Here is an 18290-nt window from a genome sequence, read left to right on the forward strand (position 1 = left end):
TTGGGGGAATTGCTTGTTATTTAATACCAGCTTTAACGTTCAGGGAAGCGCTCAGTTTTTTATCCTGTGCGTGGCTGCCGATCGTGATCGTGTAATTCCCTGGATAGAGTTTCCAGTTCCTGGTTGGCGTATCCCATTTCTGCAGTTCAGCCACCGGCACACGGAATTGTACTGTTTGTTCTCCACCCGCATTTACCGTTATTTTTTTGAAAGCCTTCAATTCTTTTACAGGCATATCCGGAAGGTTAGGATAACTGATATAGACCTGCGCCACTTCATCGGCATTGATCTTTCCGGTATTTATTACTGATACAGAAAAAGAGATCGTATCCTTTGTTGATCTGATCGCAGCAGGCTGCTGTTTCCATTCGTAGCTGAAGCTTGTATAGGACAATCCGTATCCGAAAGGATACTGAACTTTGCCATCAAAATAACGATAAGTGCGGCCTTTCATCGCATAGCCGGCATAGTCGGGCAGATCAGAGAAGGATTCATAAAACGTAACCGGCAGACGTCCGCCGGGAGATGTTTTGCCAAACAAAACATCAGCCAGTGCATTACCGCCCTGCTCTCCCGGATACCAGGCGAACAGAATGGCGTCTACATAAGGTTCAATCGATGTCAGATCTACAGCGCTACCGCCCGTCACCACCGCAACGATCGGCTTTTTATTATTCTTGCGTAATGCCTTGATGTAAGCGATATGCGAAGCGGGCAGGCTGATATCTTTACGATCGCCTTTCCCCGGTGCAAGGAATGCATCTCCCTCCTCTCCTTCATACACCGGTGTAAAACCAACAAATGCAATGGTAATGTCTGCATTACCGGCTGCCCAGGTACCTCCGAAATTAGTTGTATCGGTAAAGTCTGATCCCTGATCATATTCGACACGGGTTCCCGGATCAACCGCCGCCGTGATCCCTTCTACAAAATTCACCGCCTTCGCCGACACTCCATGGTAATTGCCAAGTAATGCATCGAGCGATGCAGCAACCGGTCCTGCGACCATGATGGCAGGGTACTGATCTTTCCCAAGCGGAAGAATATTTTTATCATTCTTTAATAATACAATAGATCCCGCCGCCATTTTGCGCGCAAGGGCCATGTGATAGGCATTCGAAATACTGTCGGCTCCAAAAGAGCTAAAAGGGATCTTCTCTTTCGGATCATAGAAGCCAAGCTTCAATTGTGTACGAAGCTGAGGCAATAAGGCATCATTGATCTCTTTCTCTGTCAGCAGTTTTTGTTCGATCGCTTTCATGACATCATCCTGCAGGAGATTACTGCAATCGAGGTTGACACCTGCTTTGATCGCTTCTGCAGCAGTTACCACACTATTCGGAAGAACTTTATGCCGAAGCCAGATATCCTCCAGTGCCCAGCAGTCAGTGACCACATGACCTTTGAACTTCCATTCATTCCGCAGGATATCTTTCAGCAATGTATTGCCGGTACAGCATGGCTGATCATTTACCCGGTTGTATGCACACATGACGGACTCCACACCGGAATCAACGAGGCGTTTGAATGCGTAGAGATAGGTCTCGCGCATGTCTTTATCACTTACGATCGCATTGAAGGTATGGCGACCAGCTTCAGGTCCGCTGTGTACGGCGAAGTGTTTGGCGCAGGCAGATGTTTTGAGATAAACCGGGTCGCTTCCCTGTAAACCCTTCACAAAAGCGGTACCCATAGATGCTGTGAGAAACGGGTCTTCGCCATAGGTCTCCTGGCCGCGGCCCCACCGTGGGTCACGGAAGATATTGATATTGGGAGACCAGAAAGTGAGGCCCATGTATTGCAACCGTCTGTCTTTAGCCACCGCAAGGTTGTACTTGGCGCGGGCTTCCGTGGAGATGACATCTGCTACTTCTTTCATCAGCTCATTATCGAAACTTGCGGCCATTCCGATGGCCTGTGGAAATACCGTTGCCTGGCCGGCACGCGCCACACCATGAAGAGCTTCATTCCACCAGTTATAGGCTGGTATACCCAGCCGTTCAACCGGCTTGCTCTGGTAGCCCAGCAATGCAATTTTTTCTTCAAGTGTCAGCTGCGACAAAAGGTTTGCTGCACGCTGTTCGATCGTTGCGCGACCATCCCGGAACACTGGTGTCACCTGCGCATTCAACGAATTATACGATAATGCTACTGATAAAAGGCCTGTGGCAAGAATTTGTTTCTTCATTTCTATAAAAATTCAATGATCATTTCTGCGGGTATAAACTTACTATTGAAATCGCAAACCACCCTACTATTTCGCGCAAGGTATTCATATACCCTGTAACTAAAAAAAAGGGTTAACCGGCACTGCTGGAACAGGCGAGTTAACCCGAGAAACTGCACATGAGAACGATTGATCTAATCTTATCCTGTTAATGAACTACAGTTGTTAGATGGCTGATGACCGATGGCAGATGGCCGAAAAAGGTGTCCTACAGTTGAAAAAATGATTAATTAATTTCAGGAGGGCCAGATGCGAAAAGGCACCCCGGTCATCGAGAATCTGTTTCGGCCATCTGCCATCGGTCATCAGCCATCGTCTCTTTACTGCACTACATTCAACTCCCCAATCCCCACTCTGTTCCCACTTGTCTGCGCGTTAATATCCAGCCGGAAGTAACGGGCAGCAACCGGCGACGCGAAATTCACGCCCTTAAGATCGGGGTTGGTAGCCGATGATGTGGTGGCAGGACCTGTGCCATTCCATACACCCTGGACGGTCCAGGTGATATTATCATTGCTGGTGGATACGGTCATGCGGGTTGCATTTTCCGCGACAGCAGCGTAGTTCGGCACAAGCTGAAAACCTTTCATGGTACGCTGTGCACCGAGATCAACCTGTACCCATTTAAGCGCTGTAGCACTATTGCTGGAGCGCCATGCAGTCGCATTGTTCCCATCAACCATTGCAGGTCCGAGAGCACCGGAAGTCGTATTGCTTACGGTCAATACCCAACCTGTACGGGAAAGCAGCGTTCCGCCAGTCAAAGGAGCTTGGGTTCTTGCGATGTTATTGAACTCATACGTAACCCGAACGTAAACGGTCGCATGCGTACTGCTCACAGCAACTCCTTTATCGGAACTGCTGATACTTTGAATAGTCAGCGGCAACAGGTAACCTCCGGGATTTTGCAATTGCCCGGGATTCAGGATCTCGATCGCGATCGGATCGGACTGAGAAGAACCCGCTGCAATTGAATATTTATTTCCATTTACCAACCGGTAATTTGCATCGGGAAGGATAATACAATTCGCCGCATAAAGTGTGTTGTATTCAGCCAGCTTAGAAGGATCTGCCGCAAGCTGGATCTCTACGTTTGCAGGCACTTCACGTGAAGTGTAAGCAAATACTTCCGCATTCGTTGATCCGATCACCTCAACCGGATTATGAACGAATGCGACAGTCTGGGTTCTGGTTGGAATACCAGCCTTATCAGGTTGAAGAAAAACAAGCATTTCCCTAGAAGAAAGCTCATCTTTTTTACACGACGTGACAAGCGAGGCTAGGAGAAAACATCCTGCCAGGCCTGATACTATATTTTTTGAAAACATCTTTTTCATGTAGTGGTTTTGACAATTACAAAAATGCGTGACCAGTTCTTATGGATCAGTTAAGGACAACGAACTCCGGGGATCCAGGTAATGGTATTATTCGCGATAGCAGAATAACCATGACCTGTCAAATCAGGAACTTCATTGCCGGCGATATCACCATTAAAACGCCAGTAGGCGAGCAAGCCGGGAGAATCAGGACTTACATAACACAGATTGTTTTGCAATTCTGTTGGTGTAAGCGCGCGGGTCCAGACCCGTGCTTCACTGATAGCTCCATTCAGATAACGTGAACCGGCGGAACGGCCGATCAGAAATCCGTCAGAATAGGTATCTGTCAGATTTACGCCGCCTGGCTGCGCATCCGTATAGTTATCCAGAACACCATTTACATAAAGCGCGATAGTAGATCCGTTATAAACAACAGCCACATGTATCCACTGATTGGTAGCGAATGAACCTTTACTTGTTACAGGAAATTTACGGCCACTGATCAGACCACCGGCAAGTTGCAACTGGCTGTTCAGAATACTCACATCACCAAAACGGAGAAGGAAATTCTCCTCAATACCCATTACAGAGCTGATAAAAGGATTCGCTGTTTGGAAGGCGTTTACACTGATACGGCATTCCATGGTCAATGCAGCCACACTTGCCAGATTTGCATCAGCAGCAAAACCCGGCACACGGAAATAGCGGCTTGAGGCCAGCGATGCCGCCTGTGTGATGATCGTTCTTTTGATGATCAGGTACATAGTACGGGAAGACTCCAGCACATCTATACCGCCATCAACACTGGTAATACTCACAGGGAGGCAATAGGTAACACCTTCTTCAAACTGATCGAGTGAAAGAATGGAGAAATTCGCCACATCAGACCTGTTAGTGCCATTCGAAATGGTGATCGAACCGTTGTTTGTATTCAATGCATAGCTCCCTTCAGGCAATGGCTCATAGTGAGTATTGTTCTGGGCGTTATAAGATTCAACCATGTTCGGTTTTGTCTCGATCGATACGCGGATATCGCGATCAACCTTGACCGAAGACGTAATTGAAAGGCCAACGGTAGCCGGACCGTCAACGGTCAGCGTCTTTTCAGGGAACTGCTCTGTATCTGTGAAATACAGTTTAGGTGCATACTCCGGCTCTTTTTTGCATGCTACCGCAATGGAAAGCAGAAGCAGCGCGGAGAATATATAGCTAAGTTTCATTAGTGCTTGTTTTGATTGACTGTAATGATTTTACGGTTGCTTACTTGACGGCAGGGTTTGCTACCTGTATCGCACGGCGCATGTATTTATAAGGCGGATTACTGTTGTAATCGCGGCCGAAATAAAATGCCCCAAAGCCGGCTTTTGTACCCTGCGTCGGGTTCCATCTTGCCATTCCTTCCAGCGAATACATTCTCAGGCCATCAACCGGGCTGATCGTGTTTCCATTCACTTCAGTAAATGGCGAACCACCGTTCTGCCACCAGTCACCAATGTTTTCTGTCACAATAAACTTATTCGGCGGGCACCATGCTGCAACTCTGTTATACCGGGTCTGCAGGTTTGCTCCTGAATTGGAAGTTGTACCCTGCGTATATGCCTGGTTCACCAAATAATCAAGATATGGCTCGATAGTAGTCGGCAATGTATGATTATAATAATCCACGATCAGCAACTTACCTGTTCCTGATTTTGGTCCGAGTTTCTGACTAACCATTACCACAAGTTTCGCAAAGTTTTCCGCGTTGTTGAGATATGTTCCGCTAACAGGCTCCCAGTCCATATCCAGACCATCAAGATCATTGTCGGTTACGATCTTAACCAGATAATCTGCATACATCTGTAATCCCTCATCATTGATAGGCATGTTATTACCTTCCAGCTGAACGATAACGGGAGCTACGAGCCTCATGCCCTTCACATCACGAACGAAGCGTAATTCTTCCCAAACTGAAGGGTTGTCTTCTTTTTTAGGAATACCTCCCCAGAGGCTGAGGATATCGATACTGTCCGGCAGGCCTTTAAAGTGCATACCATAAGAGAATGTTTGTGAATAATCAGCAAACCAGCCGAAGCAGATCTGGTGGTCTGACTTTTTGTATGCACGCAGGTTTGCGTAGTACTCATCTGAATATTCGAAAGGTTTTTGGATCTCTATGTTCTCCTTTTTACAGGCGACAAAAGAGGCCGAAACGATGATCACAAAAGCGATAAGCAGTTTTGTTTTCATGTTGTATTGTTTAATAGTGTCTTTAAAATATTTCCTGTCAATAACGGTTATGGAGTTCTATCCCACCAGAGCGATGTCGCAATATTATCGGGGCCCCCAAGTACGCTCACACCTGTAGCAACACCAGCAGAATTGCTCTGGTATTCTGTTTGCGGGAAAGGCAAACGTTTGATATGGGCCGGAGGCGCGATCAGACCACCACTTTGATTAAACACGACCGGGAAGATCTTCGGATAAGCAGTGCGGCGGAATTCGCTCCAGGCTTCCTGCCCATCAGGATAGACCGCGATCCATTTTTGTGTATGGATACGTTCCAGCTTAACGGCAGTAGTAGCCGCTTCCTGCCATTGAATAGTGATAGTGCTGAGTGCTGCGCTGTTTGCAGCGATATTGTTTCCGGTCCCAGGTGCCGCAACGTCCGTATAAGGCGCCGGTACGTTCGTTGAGTTATTGATATACGCAGCGGCGTTACTTGCCCCCCATTGGGCAAAGGAAGTTGTGATACCCTGCTCATATAATTGCTGGGCTGTGCCATTCATATTCCAGCCACGCATTGCACCCTCGGAACGCAGAAAATAGATCTCTGCGGCAGACATCCAGCGAACCGGTGTATTAGCAGCGACATTCAACGTAGAGAAAGGCGCAGTATAAGCTGCCTTATTCGCAATCGAAATACCATTCCGGATACCATGGAACTGACCGTCGGGAGCCTTGTTGAACATAAAATCAGCCCTTGGATCATTATAACCTCTCAGGAATGATTCCATGTTTGCGCCCATCCTGATATCATCAAAATTGAAACAGATGATATAAAGTGGATTATTAAAGTTCACACCACCGGCACCGCTCACCAGCATGGCATTATCAGCGTTATCAGTGATCACTCCTACAGGATGGCTTACCGCTTCTTCCGCGTATTGCCGCGCTTTCGCCGGATTTGCATCTACAATACGCATCGCGAGACGAAGCTTTAATGAATTGGCAAACTTGATCCATTTCACATAATCACCACCGTAAACAAGGTCATACTTCTGCATGGGACGCTGACCCGGATAAAGCGAAACATATTCAGTGAGCGTTCTGATACCATAGTTCAGTGCGCTAAAAAGAGAATCATACACCACTTCCTGGTTATCATACCGCGTTGTAAAGCCTCCATTACCAAAATCGGTTACAGGTAACGGGCCATACATATCTGTCGTACGGTGCAATGACATTGCTTTCAGGATCTGCGCCAAAGCATACACATGCGGGTTAGCAAACTCAGACTTTCTTTTGATGGACAACCATGCCGGCATTACTCCAAGAAAAGAACGGCCAAACGCCGCATTGTACCATGTCGGTATCATTGCATACGTAGTATTATTTGCATTACCAAACCAGTTATTCGAAGCACCCATATACCCGGAATACACATCACCTGCAAGGTTCTGGGTTATCTGGTACATCTCATCACCGAAATTGGGTTGCTGGGCAACAGGGAAAATATTCTGTTGCATCTGCGGGAAGAATACACCGGTCGACAGGTAATCATACTCCATCATTTCTGAAGTTGCCGTACCCGGATTTGTATTGAACTCCTCGAACTTCTTTGTACATGATTGCAGCATCATCACTGCCGTCAGGCAATAAAGTGCGCTTTTTATAAGGAGAATATTTTTTTTCATTTGTTGATACTTTAAAGGATCAGAACTGGATTCTTGTACTAAAACCAAAGCTTCTCAGGCTGGGTTGGATGAAGTAATCAATACCCTGGTAATAGGTGCCTGTGCTGGCAGCTGTTTCAGGATCGAATGGCGCTTTTGTCAGCAGGAAAAGATTGCGGCCATTGACACCGATCGTGATGCCTTTGATCTTATTATTGAAAAGAGTACCCGGGAAAGTATAGCTTAATGAAGCTTCTGCAAGGCGAAGGTTTGATGCACTGTAAACATACATTGAACCAACACCGGCAACACCACCACCGGTCACTGAATAGTATGGTTGCGCAGGGATCCGCTCGCCATTGATCACCACACCCCCTGCATCTCTGGCATCCGCAGAGGTTTTTGACACACCAAACCTGTCCATAATAGCCTGTGTAATGGAAACCACTTCGCCACCAAGACGCGCATTGATAAGGAAATCAAAATTGAAATTCTTATAAGCAAATCCATTTCTGAAACCGATATTATACCTTGGGTTAGAGTTACCGGCTTTTAAGAATCGGCTATTGTCTGCAGTCACAGTCTGCGATACAAGACCGACATTAATATAACCATGTTCATCAACAGCAAGTGAGTTTACATAGATATCACCCATTGAGCCACCTTTTACCAATGCGGTCGTGAAGCTACCAGTGCCACCCATATTAAGGCTATCCAATCCTTTTACCGGTGTATTGGTGATCGGATCAATATAATCATTCAGCAGCTGCTCGATCCTGTTACGGTTCATACCAAACGTAACGGTAGAAGTCCAGTCGAGCTTGCCTATTTTAAGATTAGCACCCAGCGACGCCTCTATACCTCTGTTCAACACTTCTCCGGCATTAATATACGCACTAAGAAAACCTGTACTGGAAGCAAGTGCTGGATTGAAGAGTTGATTGAACGTTCTGGACTGATATGCCGAAACATCGAAATTGATCTTGTTTTTCAGGAAACGGAGATTAAGTCCCGCTTCAAAAGATTTTGTTCTTTCCGGACGCAGGGTTGCGATAGGCATAAAAGTGATCGGCGTCGGATAGCTTCCGACGATCTGGTTAGTAGCACGTGACACAAACCGTTCTGGCGCATTACCCACTTCACTGTAAGTGCCTCTTACTTTAACAAACGAAACAATGTTTGAACGAAGATTGAAAAGATCGCTCAGAATTCCTGATACACCTACTGATGGGTAGAATACCGATTTTGCTGTAGTGTTTGCCAATGCTGAAGCCCAATCATTACGAGCTGTAACATCAACAAAAAGCATATTTCGGTAACCGATCTGTGCTGTACCAAATACTGCCTGTAACTGATCGCGGAAACGATTCTGCGTAACAGTCGATTGTAGCAGGTTCACATTCTGATAGGCGAACAAATTCGGCACTCCCAACAGATTACCACCATAGCCTTCCTGGTCATACCTTGTATCAAGCAAGCTCGAACCTATTGTGGCATTCAGCGTGTAGTCAGTACCAAAATTCTTATTCGCATTCAGCAATACATCGGCGTAAAGCTGTTTTGTTACTGCGGTATTTTTATTATAAGCTCCGGCATCAGAAGCAAACAGACCAGAAGTGGATGCATAGAACTTGCGCTCATTAACGGATGTATTGTGATCCAGTTTCACGCGGCCTGCGATATTCAGCCAGCTATTGATATTGTATTTCAAACCAGTACTTAGCACAAACCGGTCTTTTGCATTCTCAAACAGGTTACGGTTAATGATCCAGTATGGATTCTGCATCTGGAAACCAAGATCACCGTAAGGCCAGAACTGCGTATTGAAGTTACGGGCCGGGTTATAACGTTCGAAGACCTTATAGCGCTCGATATCATCTCCTAAGGGGAACAGATAGATCGGAACCAATGGGTTGAAGTATTGCCCCTGGGAAAGCATATTATCCTCATTCACCTTAATGTACATTCCACTGACATCCAGAGTCATCCTGTCATCAAGGAAAGATGAAGTATTTCGCACTGAAAAGTTGTAACGCGCCAGGCCATTATTTGGAACAATACCTTCAGCATTCACCGTGGCTGCAGAAAGATAAGTTTGATTCTTATCAGAACCGGTTGCCAGAGAAACGGAATTGGTCACGTTATAACCAGTCTGAAAAAAGTCAGACGGCTTATACGTGCTCGGCGTATTCAGCTTTGGCCCCCAACTGTAGTAGTCACCAGGGGCAGAACCATAAGTATTCTGAAATTCCGGAAGGATCAGCGGATTGAAGAAGTTAGTATTATTGGCAACGGTAACGCTGGTCTTATTTGCTACGCCTCTTTTGGTAGTGATCAACACCACACCATTCGCAGCCTGGCTTCCGTACAGCGCGGCAGCAGCAGAACCGGTAAGAACAGACATTGACGCTATATCATCCGGGTTGAGGTTCGAAATACCATCTCCGCTTGCACCAGAACCAGTAAAGATATCGCTGGCTTGTGTGGTAGTAAGATTAGGCAATGGAATACCATCGATTACATAGAGCGCATTGTTATTTCCAAAAAGAGATTTTGTACCACGCATCACCACTCTTGCAGAACCACCGATACCGGCAGCAGAGTTATTGATCGTAATACCAGCCACTTTACCCACAAGGCTGTTTACAAAGTTGGCGTCTTTTACACGCACCACTTCATCTCCTTTTATTTCCTGTACGCTATAGCTAAGCGCTTTTGTTTTACGCGTGATACCTAGAGCTGTAACCACTACCTGCTCCATTTCAGCCACCTGCTTTTTGAGAATGATCTCAACATTGGTGCGGCCATTCAACGGAAGTTCCTGCACCTGGTATCCGATGAAAGAGATCACGAGGGTCTGATTCGGCTCGGCTTCGATCCGGAACTGTCCGGCATCATTGGTGGTGGCGGAAATATTGGTCCCTTTGATCGTAATCGAAGCGCCGGCGAGCGGAGCACCGGAAGAATCGACGATCGTACCAGTGATAGTCTGGAATGCAGCCCGTTGCTCCTCCCCTTTTACAGTGGAAGCAGGCGCGAGCACCTTTTTCTTCAGGAAAATGGTCTTGTTGTTGATCTCATAGCTCACAGGCTGATCCCTGAAAATAATATCCAGGAATTCTTTCAGCGGCATATTCTTTACTGATATGGACACGGACCGTGTTTCCTTCAGCAAATTCTTATTAGCAAACACAGAATAGCCGGTTTGAGATTCTACGACCTCGAAAACCTTTGTCAACCCAACTTTCCTCCCGGAGAAATTGACAGTCTGCGAAAATCCTTCTGCCTGAGCTTGCAGCAGGGTCAGCAGGATAAAGAAAAGAGTGAATTTCATCTTCAGCATCGTTTTGGTGGTCAACCAGGGGGAATGGCTGTCGGTGCTTGGTGGTTGGTCGGCCCCGATCGGAACAGACATAGCCTCCCGGTTGCGTAAAGCAGTTTTTAACATAACTTCGCACTAGTTTGGTTAATGAATAAATGAAAGCTTGCAGAGCTTTTTAAATCAACTGAACTGTTTTAAGTGCCGCCGGAATGCCAGTTCCGGACGGCATTTTTTTATAAATGATTGTCTTTTTCGTTGTCGTTCACCGTTGTCCGTTGCCCGGAATACATATTCCATTCACGAATACTCCGGTGAAAGGTCAACGGACAACGATTCTTCTTCCTTCCACTTTAAAATTCACTTCGTTCATTTCAAGACCGCGAAGAACTTCCTGCAGAGAAAGATCGCGGCCCATTTTGCCGAAGAATTCATAGTTCTGAACGCCTTTATCATATTCTACTTCGATGTCGTACCAGCGTTCGAGCTGGCGCATGACTTCGAACAGGGATGCGTTTTCGAAATTGAAGACGCCATCTTTCCAGGCGGTGATCTTACTGGTGTTGACTTCATTCAGCACTTTCACAATGTCTGCTCCGGCGAATACCTGCGCCTGCTGGCCGGGGACGATCCGCGTTTTGCCGTTACGGTTATTGATCTGCACAGAGCCTTCGAGAAGTGTTGTATTGATGCTGCCTTCGTTTGCATAGGCATTGACATTGAATTGCGTGCCCAGCACTTCGATCTCGGTCTGATCATTCAACTTCACATGAAAAGGTCTTTTCTGATCTTTGGCCACCTCAAAATAGGCTTCCCCCGTTATTTCCACACGGCGGTCGCTACCCGTAAAAGAAGCTGGATATTTCAGGGATGAGGCTGCGTTCAGCCACACTCTCGTGCCATCCTCCAATTGCAAACGGAACTGACGGCCCTTTGGGGTGCTGATCGTATTGAAAGCGATTTCAGTGGAAGGGTTACCATTATTGTTATAGGAAAGCTGACCATTTTCCAGAACGACCTTGCTGCCGCTCTGCGTAGTAAGAATGCCATTGCCGAGACTATCAAGAACCATGGTGCGTCCATCAGCCAGCGTCAGGATGGCCCCATCTTTACCAGGTTCGATAATAGCCGGGGAATTGGGTTGGAATGCAATCGGCTGGTCCGTTTTGCCGGATCTGATCTGCCAGAAATAGACCCCGGTAGATACGACGGCAAGTATGACCGCCGCAACAGCCAATCGTTTCCAGCGCCGCACCTGTATGATGGGCACAACCGGTGAAGGCTTTTGTTTTGCAGCAGAGATTTTAGCAGCGATCGCTGCTGTGATTTTTTCAGTAACGCCGGGGAAATCTTCCGCCGTTGCCGTGTTCAACTCTAACTGCCGGTCCATGATCCCCGAGAGCAATCTTTCATCGCCCTCCGAGATCAATGCAGCAAGCAGTTGCATCTCCTCCGGTGAGCACCGGTCGGAAATGTAGCGGTCTATCAGCTCCTGCAATCGTTGTTCTTCCATAATTAAAAATCATTGAGGTATAAACAGGCAAAGGTTTCCCACATATAATATGACGCAGGAAAAACGGCGTACATCAGGTCGGTCCGAAAAAAAATAATAATAATTTATTTTGCCGCGTTCATGAATAACAGCAGACAGCCTGTTGCTGTGATCATGCGATTGCCAAGATAGGCGCGTAGAAAGAGAAGTGCTTCTACTATATGTTGGTTTACAGCACTTTTGGAAACGTTGAGTGTGCGGGCGATCTCTTCGTGACTTTTCCCTTCCAGCCGGCTCATGCAAAAAACCTGTTTGCGGCGCTGCGGCAAACGATCGATACCTTTCATGAGAAGATCTGAAAGCTGGCGGTATTCAAGTTCTCCGGCCGGGGTGAGCGCAGTACTTTCCAGCTCATCCTTCGGCGCCTCCTCCCAACTGACCATTTTCTGCCGGAAAGCCGAAATGGTAATATTTCTTACCATCGTAAAAAGATAAGCCTGAAAATTTTCTATCTGCGGAAGCTGGTGACGATTATTCCAGATCTTAATAAAGATGTCTTGCGTAAGTTCTTCCGCGCGCGGAGAATTCTTGACATAGGTCAAGATATGGCCATAGACTTTAGGGGTGAACCAGCTAACCAGGGCAACGAATGCTTTCTCATCGTCCCGGGCAATGCGGTCTAATACGTCATGAACGTTATATTGGCAATCGTTGGTCACAAGAGTAGTTAGTTAGGGCAAACATAAGGGTTTTATCCATTTTTATGACCGTTTTTGATCATTCTTGATGTTTGCGTACTAAATGAGACGCCGGAGGGCCGGAAAACTTGTTCTTTCAGGCGGCACACCATCACCCGTAGCACGACATCTGCTGCCCCCGTGGTCCGGCATCTTCCGTGCATCCTCACATCACATACTCCCCATTGATCGGCTTCACCGGTTCAGGAATGTTCTTTTCTCCCATCATTTCCAGCAGATTGATCTCGATGGTCCGGGTGATCTGGTTCAACGGAACACCCGCAGAATTGTTCTCGAAAGGATTGACGAGGCTCATTCCGTTGATCTGTGTGGATACAAATACGAAACCGATCAGCCATCCAAGGAAGATCGCATAGATGCCGGCAGTCTGGCTGATCACCAACGTAAATGTGACTACAAATAACCAGATAAAGACTTTAGTGAGATAACTGTATGTCGTCGGAAAAACGGTATTCTTGATCCGTTCACACATCCCCATCGAGTCGCAAAAGCGAACAAGCATTTCATTGATCTCTAAAAAACGAAACCCGTCGATCGTGCCGTTTTCAGAAAGTTTCTGAAGATCGCGCGACTGGATGCTGATAATGGCGTTATGCCGGTTGGTTTGAGCATCAACTTCCCGGAGTTCTTCTTCTGTGAGGAAACTATTCCCATAGCTATCATTCGCCGCATTCCGCAGATTTGCCTTGAGGGCATATAAGAAAGCGAGGTGACGGTTGATCATCCGTACAGCCGTAGCACGATCGTTGCCGGCATAACTCAGCAAGGCACGTGCAAACGAACGGGAATCATTCACGAGTGCACCCCAGATCTTGCGTGCTTCCCACCAGCGATCATAGGCCTGGTTATTATTAAATCCGATAAAAAATGCAATGGCCGTACCCAGTAAGGTCGGGATGATCCCCGGAATTTCAAAATGGTACGCAATAAGATAAGAGCGCACCAGGTAGGCGATCGTGCATGAAATGATCATGATGATATCTACCTGCCATGTGTTTCTTAAGATCCTCGTTAACCTGATATTTTGCGCCAGCAGCATACAACTTGTTTAGTGTTTGAATTTACTGAAAGTGAATGACACGGCGAGAAGTAAACAAGTTTTGGGCCGCTCTTAAAAAGTCATTGAAGAGGTAACGCTGAAGCGGCGGCAGAAACACGAACAATGTCAACCCGGTACAGGTATTTTACTAATGGCACGAGATCACCTCCTCCGGTGATCCTATCAATGAAGGACTCAGATATGGAATTCCCCAATTCAATCCCCGGATCAACAACAAAACTCCCATCAGCACCATCACAAAAGGACTGACACGGCTTAACCACCGATATCTCCCTATTGCCAGGCGGCGGCCTGCAAATCCAAGCAGCAACATAGCAGGAAGCGTTCCGAGGCCGAAGAATAACATAAACAGAGCAGCGTAGTAAACACTGCCAAAGGACAGTGAACCTGCTGCGGCGAGATAGACCATTCCACAGGGCAGCAACCCATTTGCCATACCGAACATGAACGCTCCGCGTGGATCGGCGGCCTTCCTGATCAGCCGGGCGATCAATTGATTAATATACAGGTAAAAACCCCGTAAAAAAGAGACGCGTTTTGCTTTTCTTCCTGCATAATACCCTATCGCGGCGATCAGAATGATCAGTCCCATTACAACAGACAATGCCTGCTGATAACCGGCAAGCAAAATACCTCTTCCAAGCAAACCGGCAATTACACCGATCATAACGTACGTTGATACCCGACCCAGCTGGTACATGAGCAGGTTCAGGTAGCGCTTGCCACCGGTCAAATTACCGGCCGGCATCGCGAGACTGAGCGGTCCGCACATACCAACACAATGCAGACTGCTCGCCAGTCCCAGTACAATCGCAGGTAGCAGGATCACGTGGGTCAATTAATCGTTAAGAAGATCTCCTGGTAATAACTGTCGGTCCCATCCTTCCAACTGATCCTGGCCAGATACCGTCCCGGCAAAAGCAAACTGACGGGCAACACCTGAACACCCTCTTCATCCGTCTTCAAAGAAAGCCTTTTATCTTTTTTTGAATCATACGCACAGTAGAACCAGATCTCCCCTTCGATCTTTTTACCTTTCATTTCCGCAGGCAGCAGTAACCGCATCTCCTCTCCCGTCTTTGTAAGCTTCACTGCTGAATTGAGCGCCGCTGATCTTTTCGATGCATCGATCACTTCCTGGTACGCCAGCTCATTCTTGTAATAATCCTTTTCCACCAACTCAAACTCAGTATTCATGCAACGGTAAACGAGATAGATCATCCCGGACCCGAAAACGATGAATGTGATCAGTAACCTGTTTCCCCAACTCATATCAAGTGTTTTAAAGATTGAAATTCTGACTCATTATTGATGTCTGTCTTCTCTTCAGAACCGTACGAAAGGTCCCATAAAATTCGTTTCTACTTTTGTGATCAACTGATCGCCGTCGAATAATCCGATCTGTAACGGGATCTTTCTTTTGCTTACATAATCGCCTGGTAACACAATAAAGAAGGAGCTTTTCCCCTGATCTTCTTTCCTCACAAGTATTTCTTTGCCTTCGGCCGAAAGAACTCTGCCGGGAGCGTCCATCAGCTTTAAGGTAAGCGCAATGTCTTTTAATGTTTTATTGACCACTTTGATGGTGTAAAGATTTGAAAGGCTGTCATTACTCCTCTCCTGGTAAAGCTGACCTGGTGCCCGAACGATCGTGCCATCCACGTCTTTCCGACTGATCAATAACAGGCTCAATACTCCGGCCAGCACGATCAGCAATGCCGAATACAATTTCATCCGCAGGGTAAACTTCAACCGCTCTCCGTTAGCAATTCCATTCTCGGAGGTATAGCTGATCAGACCTCGTGGTTTGCTGATGGCATCCATCATTTTATCACAGGCATCGATACAGGCGGTGCAACCAACGCATTCCATCTGTATGCCATTGCGGATATCAATGCCTGTTGGACAAACCTTCACGCATTGAAAGCAATCGATACAATCTCCCTGCACTTCGATCGTTGCCTTCTTTTTGAACTTTCCTCTTGGCTCGCCACGATGATAGTTATAAGCGACGGCCATTGAATTCTTATCCAGCAATACGCTTTGCAAACGACCATAAGGACAAACAACTGTACACGCCTGTTCTCTGAACCATGCATATACGGCATAGAAGACAGCGGAGAAGACGATCATACCAAGAAGGCTTCCCGAATGCTGACTGACCGGCTCGCGGATGGTGGCGATCAACTCATCCATGCCGATAATATAAGACAGAAAGAAATTGGCGATGATGAATGAGAGGAGAAAGAATACCGAGTGCTTCAGGAGCTTCTTCCTGATCTTTTTATTCGTCCAGCCACCCGCATTCAGCAATCGCTGCTCCGCAGCGTCTCCTTCTATCAGGTATTCAATTTTACGGAATACCATCTCCATAAAAATGGTTTGCGGGCAAACCCATCCGCAGAATAAACGACCAAATGCCGCGGTGAACAATACGATGAAAATAATGAACGCCACCATCGCTAACCCGAAGATGAAGAAATCCTGTGGCCAGAATATTTTTCCAAAAATGATGAACTTTGCTTCCGGGATATTGAACAGGAATAGAGGACGGCCGTTTACTTTTATAAATGGCAGAGAAAGAAATATTGCAAAGAAGAATACACTGACCAGTGTACGTGATCTGTAAAATCTTCCTGATGGCCTTTTTGCGTAAACCCATTTTCGCTTACCCTTTTCATCCAGGGTAGCAAGCTTGTCCCGGAAAGAACTATCTGCTTCTTGTGTCATGCGCTTCTGTTTGCGTGCAGTATTAATATTTGTTCTGCGTGTTTGGAACGCGGCAAGCGCGGCGATACGCGGCGAGCGCGGCGAAATACATTATTTACACCCGGCTGTTTTCGCCGCATCCGCTGCGGTTCGCCGCGCTCGCCGCGTTCCAAATACACAAGCCGATATTCCTGATTATTCCTTTGTGACTACGGCCTGCGTAGAGTCAACCACCGCTTCGTCCTTGATCTCAACACCCTGTGGCGGTTTTGCAGCGGGTGGATTTGTACCATGCAACGACTTCACATAGCTAGCCACCTGCGCGATCTGTTTATTCGAATACTGGTTCTGCCACTGCGGCATCGCGTTTACGCCATAACGGATCGTTTTGAATACACTTTTTATATCGTTACCATGCATCCAGAAATCATCGGTGAGGTTAGGACCTACATCTCCGCCACCACTTTCTTTATGACAGCTGGCACAAGACTTCTGGAAAATCGACTTCCCTTCTGAAAGATCATCTGAGGACGACAGCAGCGTCACGGTATTTTCATCCACGGCATCGCCTTTCTTTTTCAGGTATTCCCTGATCTCCATATCCGCTTTTGTGACAGAGGCAATGTATTCTTCCTCGCTTGATGGAGCGGTATGTGATACGTGAAAACGCCAGAGATAGATCACCGCAAATACGATCGTCATGTAAAATCCATACAGCCACCATGGCGGAAGGCGGTTATCCAGCTCCCGTATTCCATCATATTCATGATGCAATACGATATCGGCTTCCTGGCTCATCGGTTTCATCCTGTTCATCTTATCCCACCAGTTGAGCTTTGTCTTCTTCAACTCACGAACTTCTTCCACAGACAGACCGGCCTCAAGGAGCTTAGCCTGCTCCTTCTTGATCAGGATACGGATATTGACCAGCAATACCATGATGATCAGGAACTCCAACAAGATCACTCCATTCATTACATAAAACGAAGTGGCATCCAAACCACCAATGGAAGCAGCGGCTGCAGTCGCAGACTCAGTCGTTTCTTCCTGTGCGAATACAGTTGGCGCAATTGTGAGAAATAATAACAGAAGGACAGCCGGAACGGTCGCACCTGTTTCCTTGCTTTTCTTACGTTCCTGCAGCCGCATATCTGCCACACCAAGTAATACATAGGCCAACACACCGATAACGATAGCCAGCAGGGCCATCACCGCCAGCATTGCAAGTGCCAGCGGGTTGCCGAAAATTGAATCGGAAGGACCATCCGCGGCAAGTGCAGGCTGGATACCAGCCATAAGAAATACAGCGGCAAATGCAATGCGATAATTGATCCGTTTATTGAATAAAGAAAACATAGTAGTTAGTTTCAGTGATCTAAAGGGATTCGACCGATTTCTTTTAGTTTTTGTTTGTTTGCCCTGAACACCCAGGTAAGCATGATGGCGAAGAACAGGAAGAAGATAGACAGTGAGATCAGGCCGAGCAGATCTACATTCTTTATTTTCTCCAGGTAGTGAATAAATTTCATAG

General features: G+C 46.8%; 14 protein-coding genes. All 14 read right to left on the reverse strand.

Going from position 1 to position 18290, the window contains the following annotated elements; all coding sequences use genetic code 11:
* Window positions 1-16: 16 nt before the first annotated feature.
* The 14 genes from LZZ85_RS13565 to LZZ85_RS13630 all read right to left on the reverse strand — a co-directional run bounded on the left by LZZ85_RS13565 (window position 17) and on the right by LZZ85_RS13630 (window position 18288).
* The gene (locus LZZ85_RS13565; RefSeq protein ID WP_237872573.1) at window positions 17-2188 is read right to left on the reverse strand and encodes a glycoside hydrolase family 3 C-terminal domain-containing protein; all 2172 of its coding nucleotides are present in this window, start codon (window positions 2186-2188) and stop codon (window positions 17-19) included.
* A gap of 359 nt (window positions 2189-2547) precedes the next feature.
* On the reverse strand, window positions 2548-3564 hold the full coding sequence (locus LZZ85_RS13570) for a discoidin domain-containing protein (protein ID WP_237872575.1): 1017 nt from the start codon (window positions 3562-3564) through the stop codon (window positions 2548-2550).
* Window positions 3565-3614: 50 nt separating this feature from the next.
* The gene (locus tag LZZ85_RS13575) at window positions 3615-4766 is read right to left on the reverse strand and encodes a DUF1735 and LamG domain-containing protein (protein WP_237872577.1); all 1152 of its coding nucleotides are present in this window, start codon (window positions 4764-4766) and stop codon (window positions 3615-3617) included.
* Window positions 4767-4806: 40 nt separating this feature from the next.
* Window positions 4807-5775 (reverse strand): glycoside hydrolase family 18, encoded by a 969-nt coding sequence (locus LZZ85_RS13580; protein ID WP_237872579.1) that lies wholly within the window; start codon window positions 5773-5775, stop codon window positions 4807-4809.
* Between the two features lie 47 nt (window positions 5776-5822).
* Complete coding sequence (locus LZZ85_RS13585) at window positions 5823-7442, reverse strand: RagB/SusD family nutrient uptake outer membrane protein (RefSeq protein ID WP_237872581.1); 1620 nt, start codon at window positions 7440-7442, stop codon at window positions 5823-5825.
* Window positions 7443-7461: 19 nt separating this feature from the next.
* On the reverse strand, window positions 7462-10869 hold the full coding sequence (locus tag LZZ85_RS13590; protein WP_237872584.1) for a SusC/RagA family TonB-linked outer membrane protein: 3408 nt from the start codon (window positions 10867-10869) through the stop codon (window positions 7462-7464).
* 193 nt (window positions 10870-11062) lie between these two features.
* Window positions 11063-12253 carry a FecR family protein gene (locus LZZ85_RS13595; RefSeq protein WP_237872587.1) on the reverse strand — a complete coding sequence of 397 codons (1191 nt, stop codon included), beginning with the start codon at window positions 12251-12253 and terminating at the stop codon, window positions 11063-11065.
* A 104-nt stretch (window positions 12254-12357) separates the two neighbouring features.
* Window positions 12358-12951, reverse strand: a complete 594-nt coding sequence (locus LZZ85_RS13600; RefSeq protein ID WP_237872589.1) for an RNA polymerase sigma factor — start codon at window positions 12949-12951, stop codon at window positions 12358-12360.
* 184 nt (window positions 12952-13135) lie between these two features.
* Window positions 13136-14029, reverse strand: a complete 894-nt coding sequence (locus LZZ85_RS13605) for a bestrophin family protein (RefSeq protein WP_237872591.1) — start codon at window positions 14027-14029, stop codon at window positions 13136-13138.
* A gap of 148 nt (window positions 14030-14177) precedes the next feature.
* Window positions 14178-14879, reverse strand: a complete 702-nt coding sequence (locus LZZ85_RS13610; protein ID WP_237872593.1) for a sulfite exporter TauE/SafE family protein — start codon at window positions 14877-14879, stop codon at window positions 14178-14180.
* A 5-nt stretch (window positions 14880-14884) separates the two neighbouring features.
* Window positions 14885-15322 carry a FixH family protein gene (locus LZZ85_RS13615; RefSeq protein WP_237872595.1) on the reverse strand — a complete coding sequence of 146 codons (438 nt, stop codon included), beginning with the start codon at window positions 15320-15322 and terminating at the stop codon, window positions 14885-14887.
* A gap of 54 nt (window positions 15323-15376) precedes the next feature.
* Entirely contained in the window at window positions 15377-16780 is a 1404-nt protein-coding gene (gene ccoG / locus LZZ85_RS13620; protein ID WP_237872597.1) for a cytochrome c oxidase accessory protein CcoG, read from the reverse strand.
* A 174-nt stretch (window positions 16781-16954) separates the two neighbouring features.
* Window positions 16955-18115: a cbb3-type cytochrome c oxidase N-terminal domain-containing protein gene (locus tag LZZ85_RS13625; protein WP_237872599.1), complete on the reverse strand. Its 1161-nt coding sequence runs from the start codon at window positions 18113-18115 to the stop codon at window positions 16955-16957.
* A gap of 11 nt (window positions 18116-18126) precedes the next feature.
* Window positions 18127-18288 (reverse strand): CcoQ/FixQ family Cbb3-type cytochrome c oxidase assembly chaperone, encoded by a 162-nt coding sequence (locus LZZ85_RS13630; RefSeq protein ID WP_237872601.1) that lies wholly within the window; start codon window positions 18286-18288, stop codon window positions 18127-18129.
* Window positions 18289-18290 lie beyond the last annotated feature (2 nt).

This window comes from Terrimonas ginsenosidimutans (assembly GCF_022012415.1).
Lineage (GTDB): Bacteria > Bacteroidota > Bacteroidia > Chitinophagales > Chitinophagaceae > Terrimonas_A > Terrimonas_A ginsenosidimutans.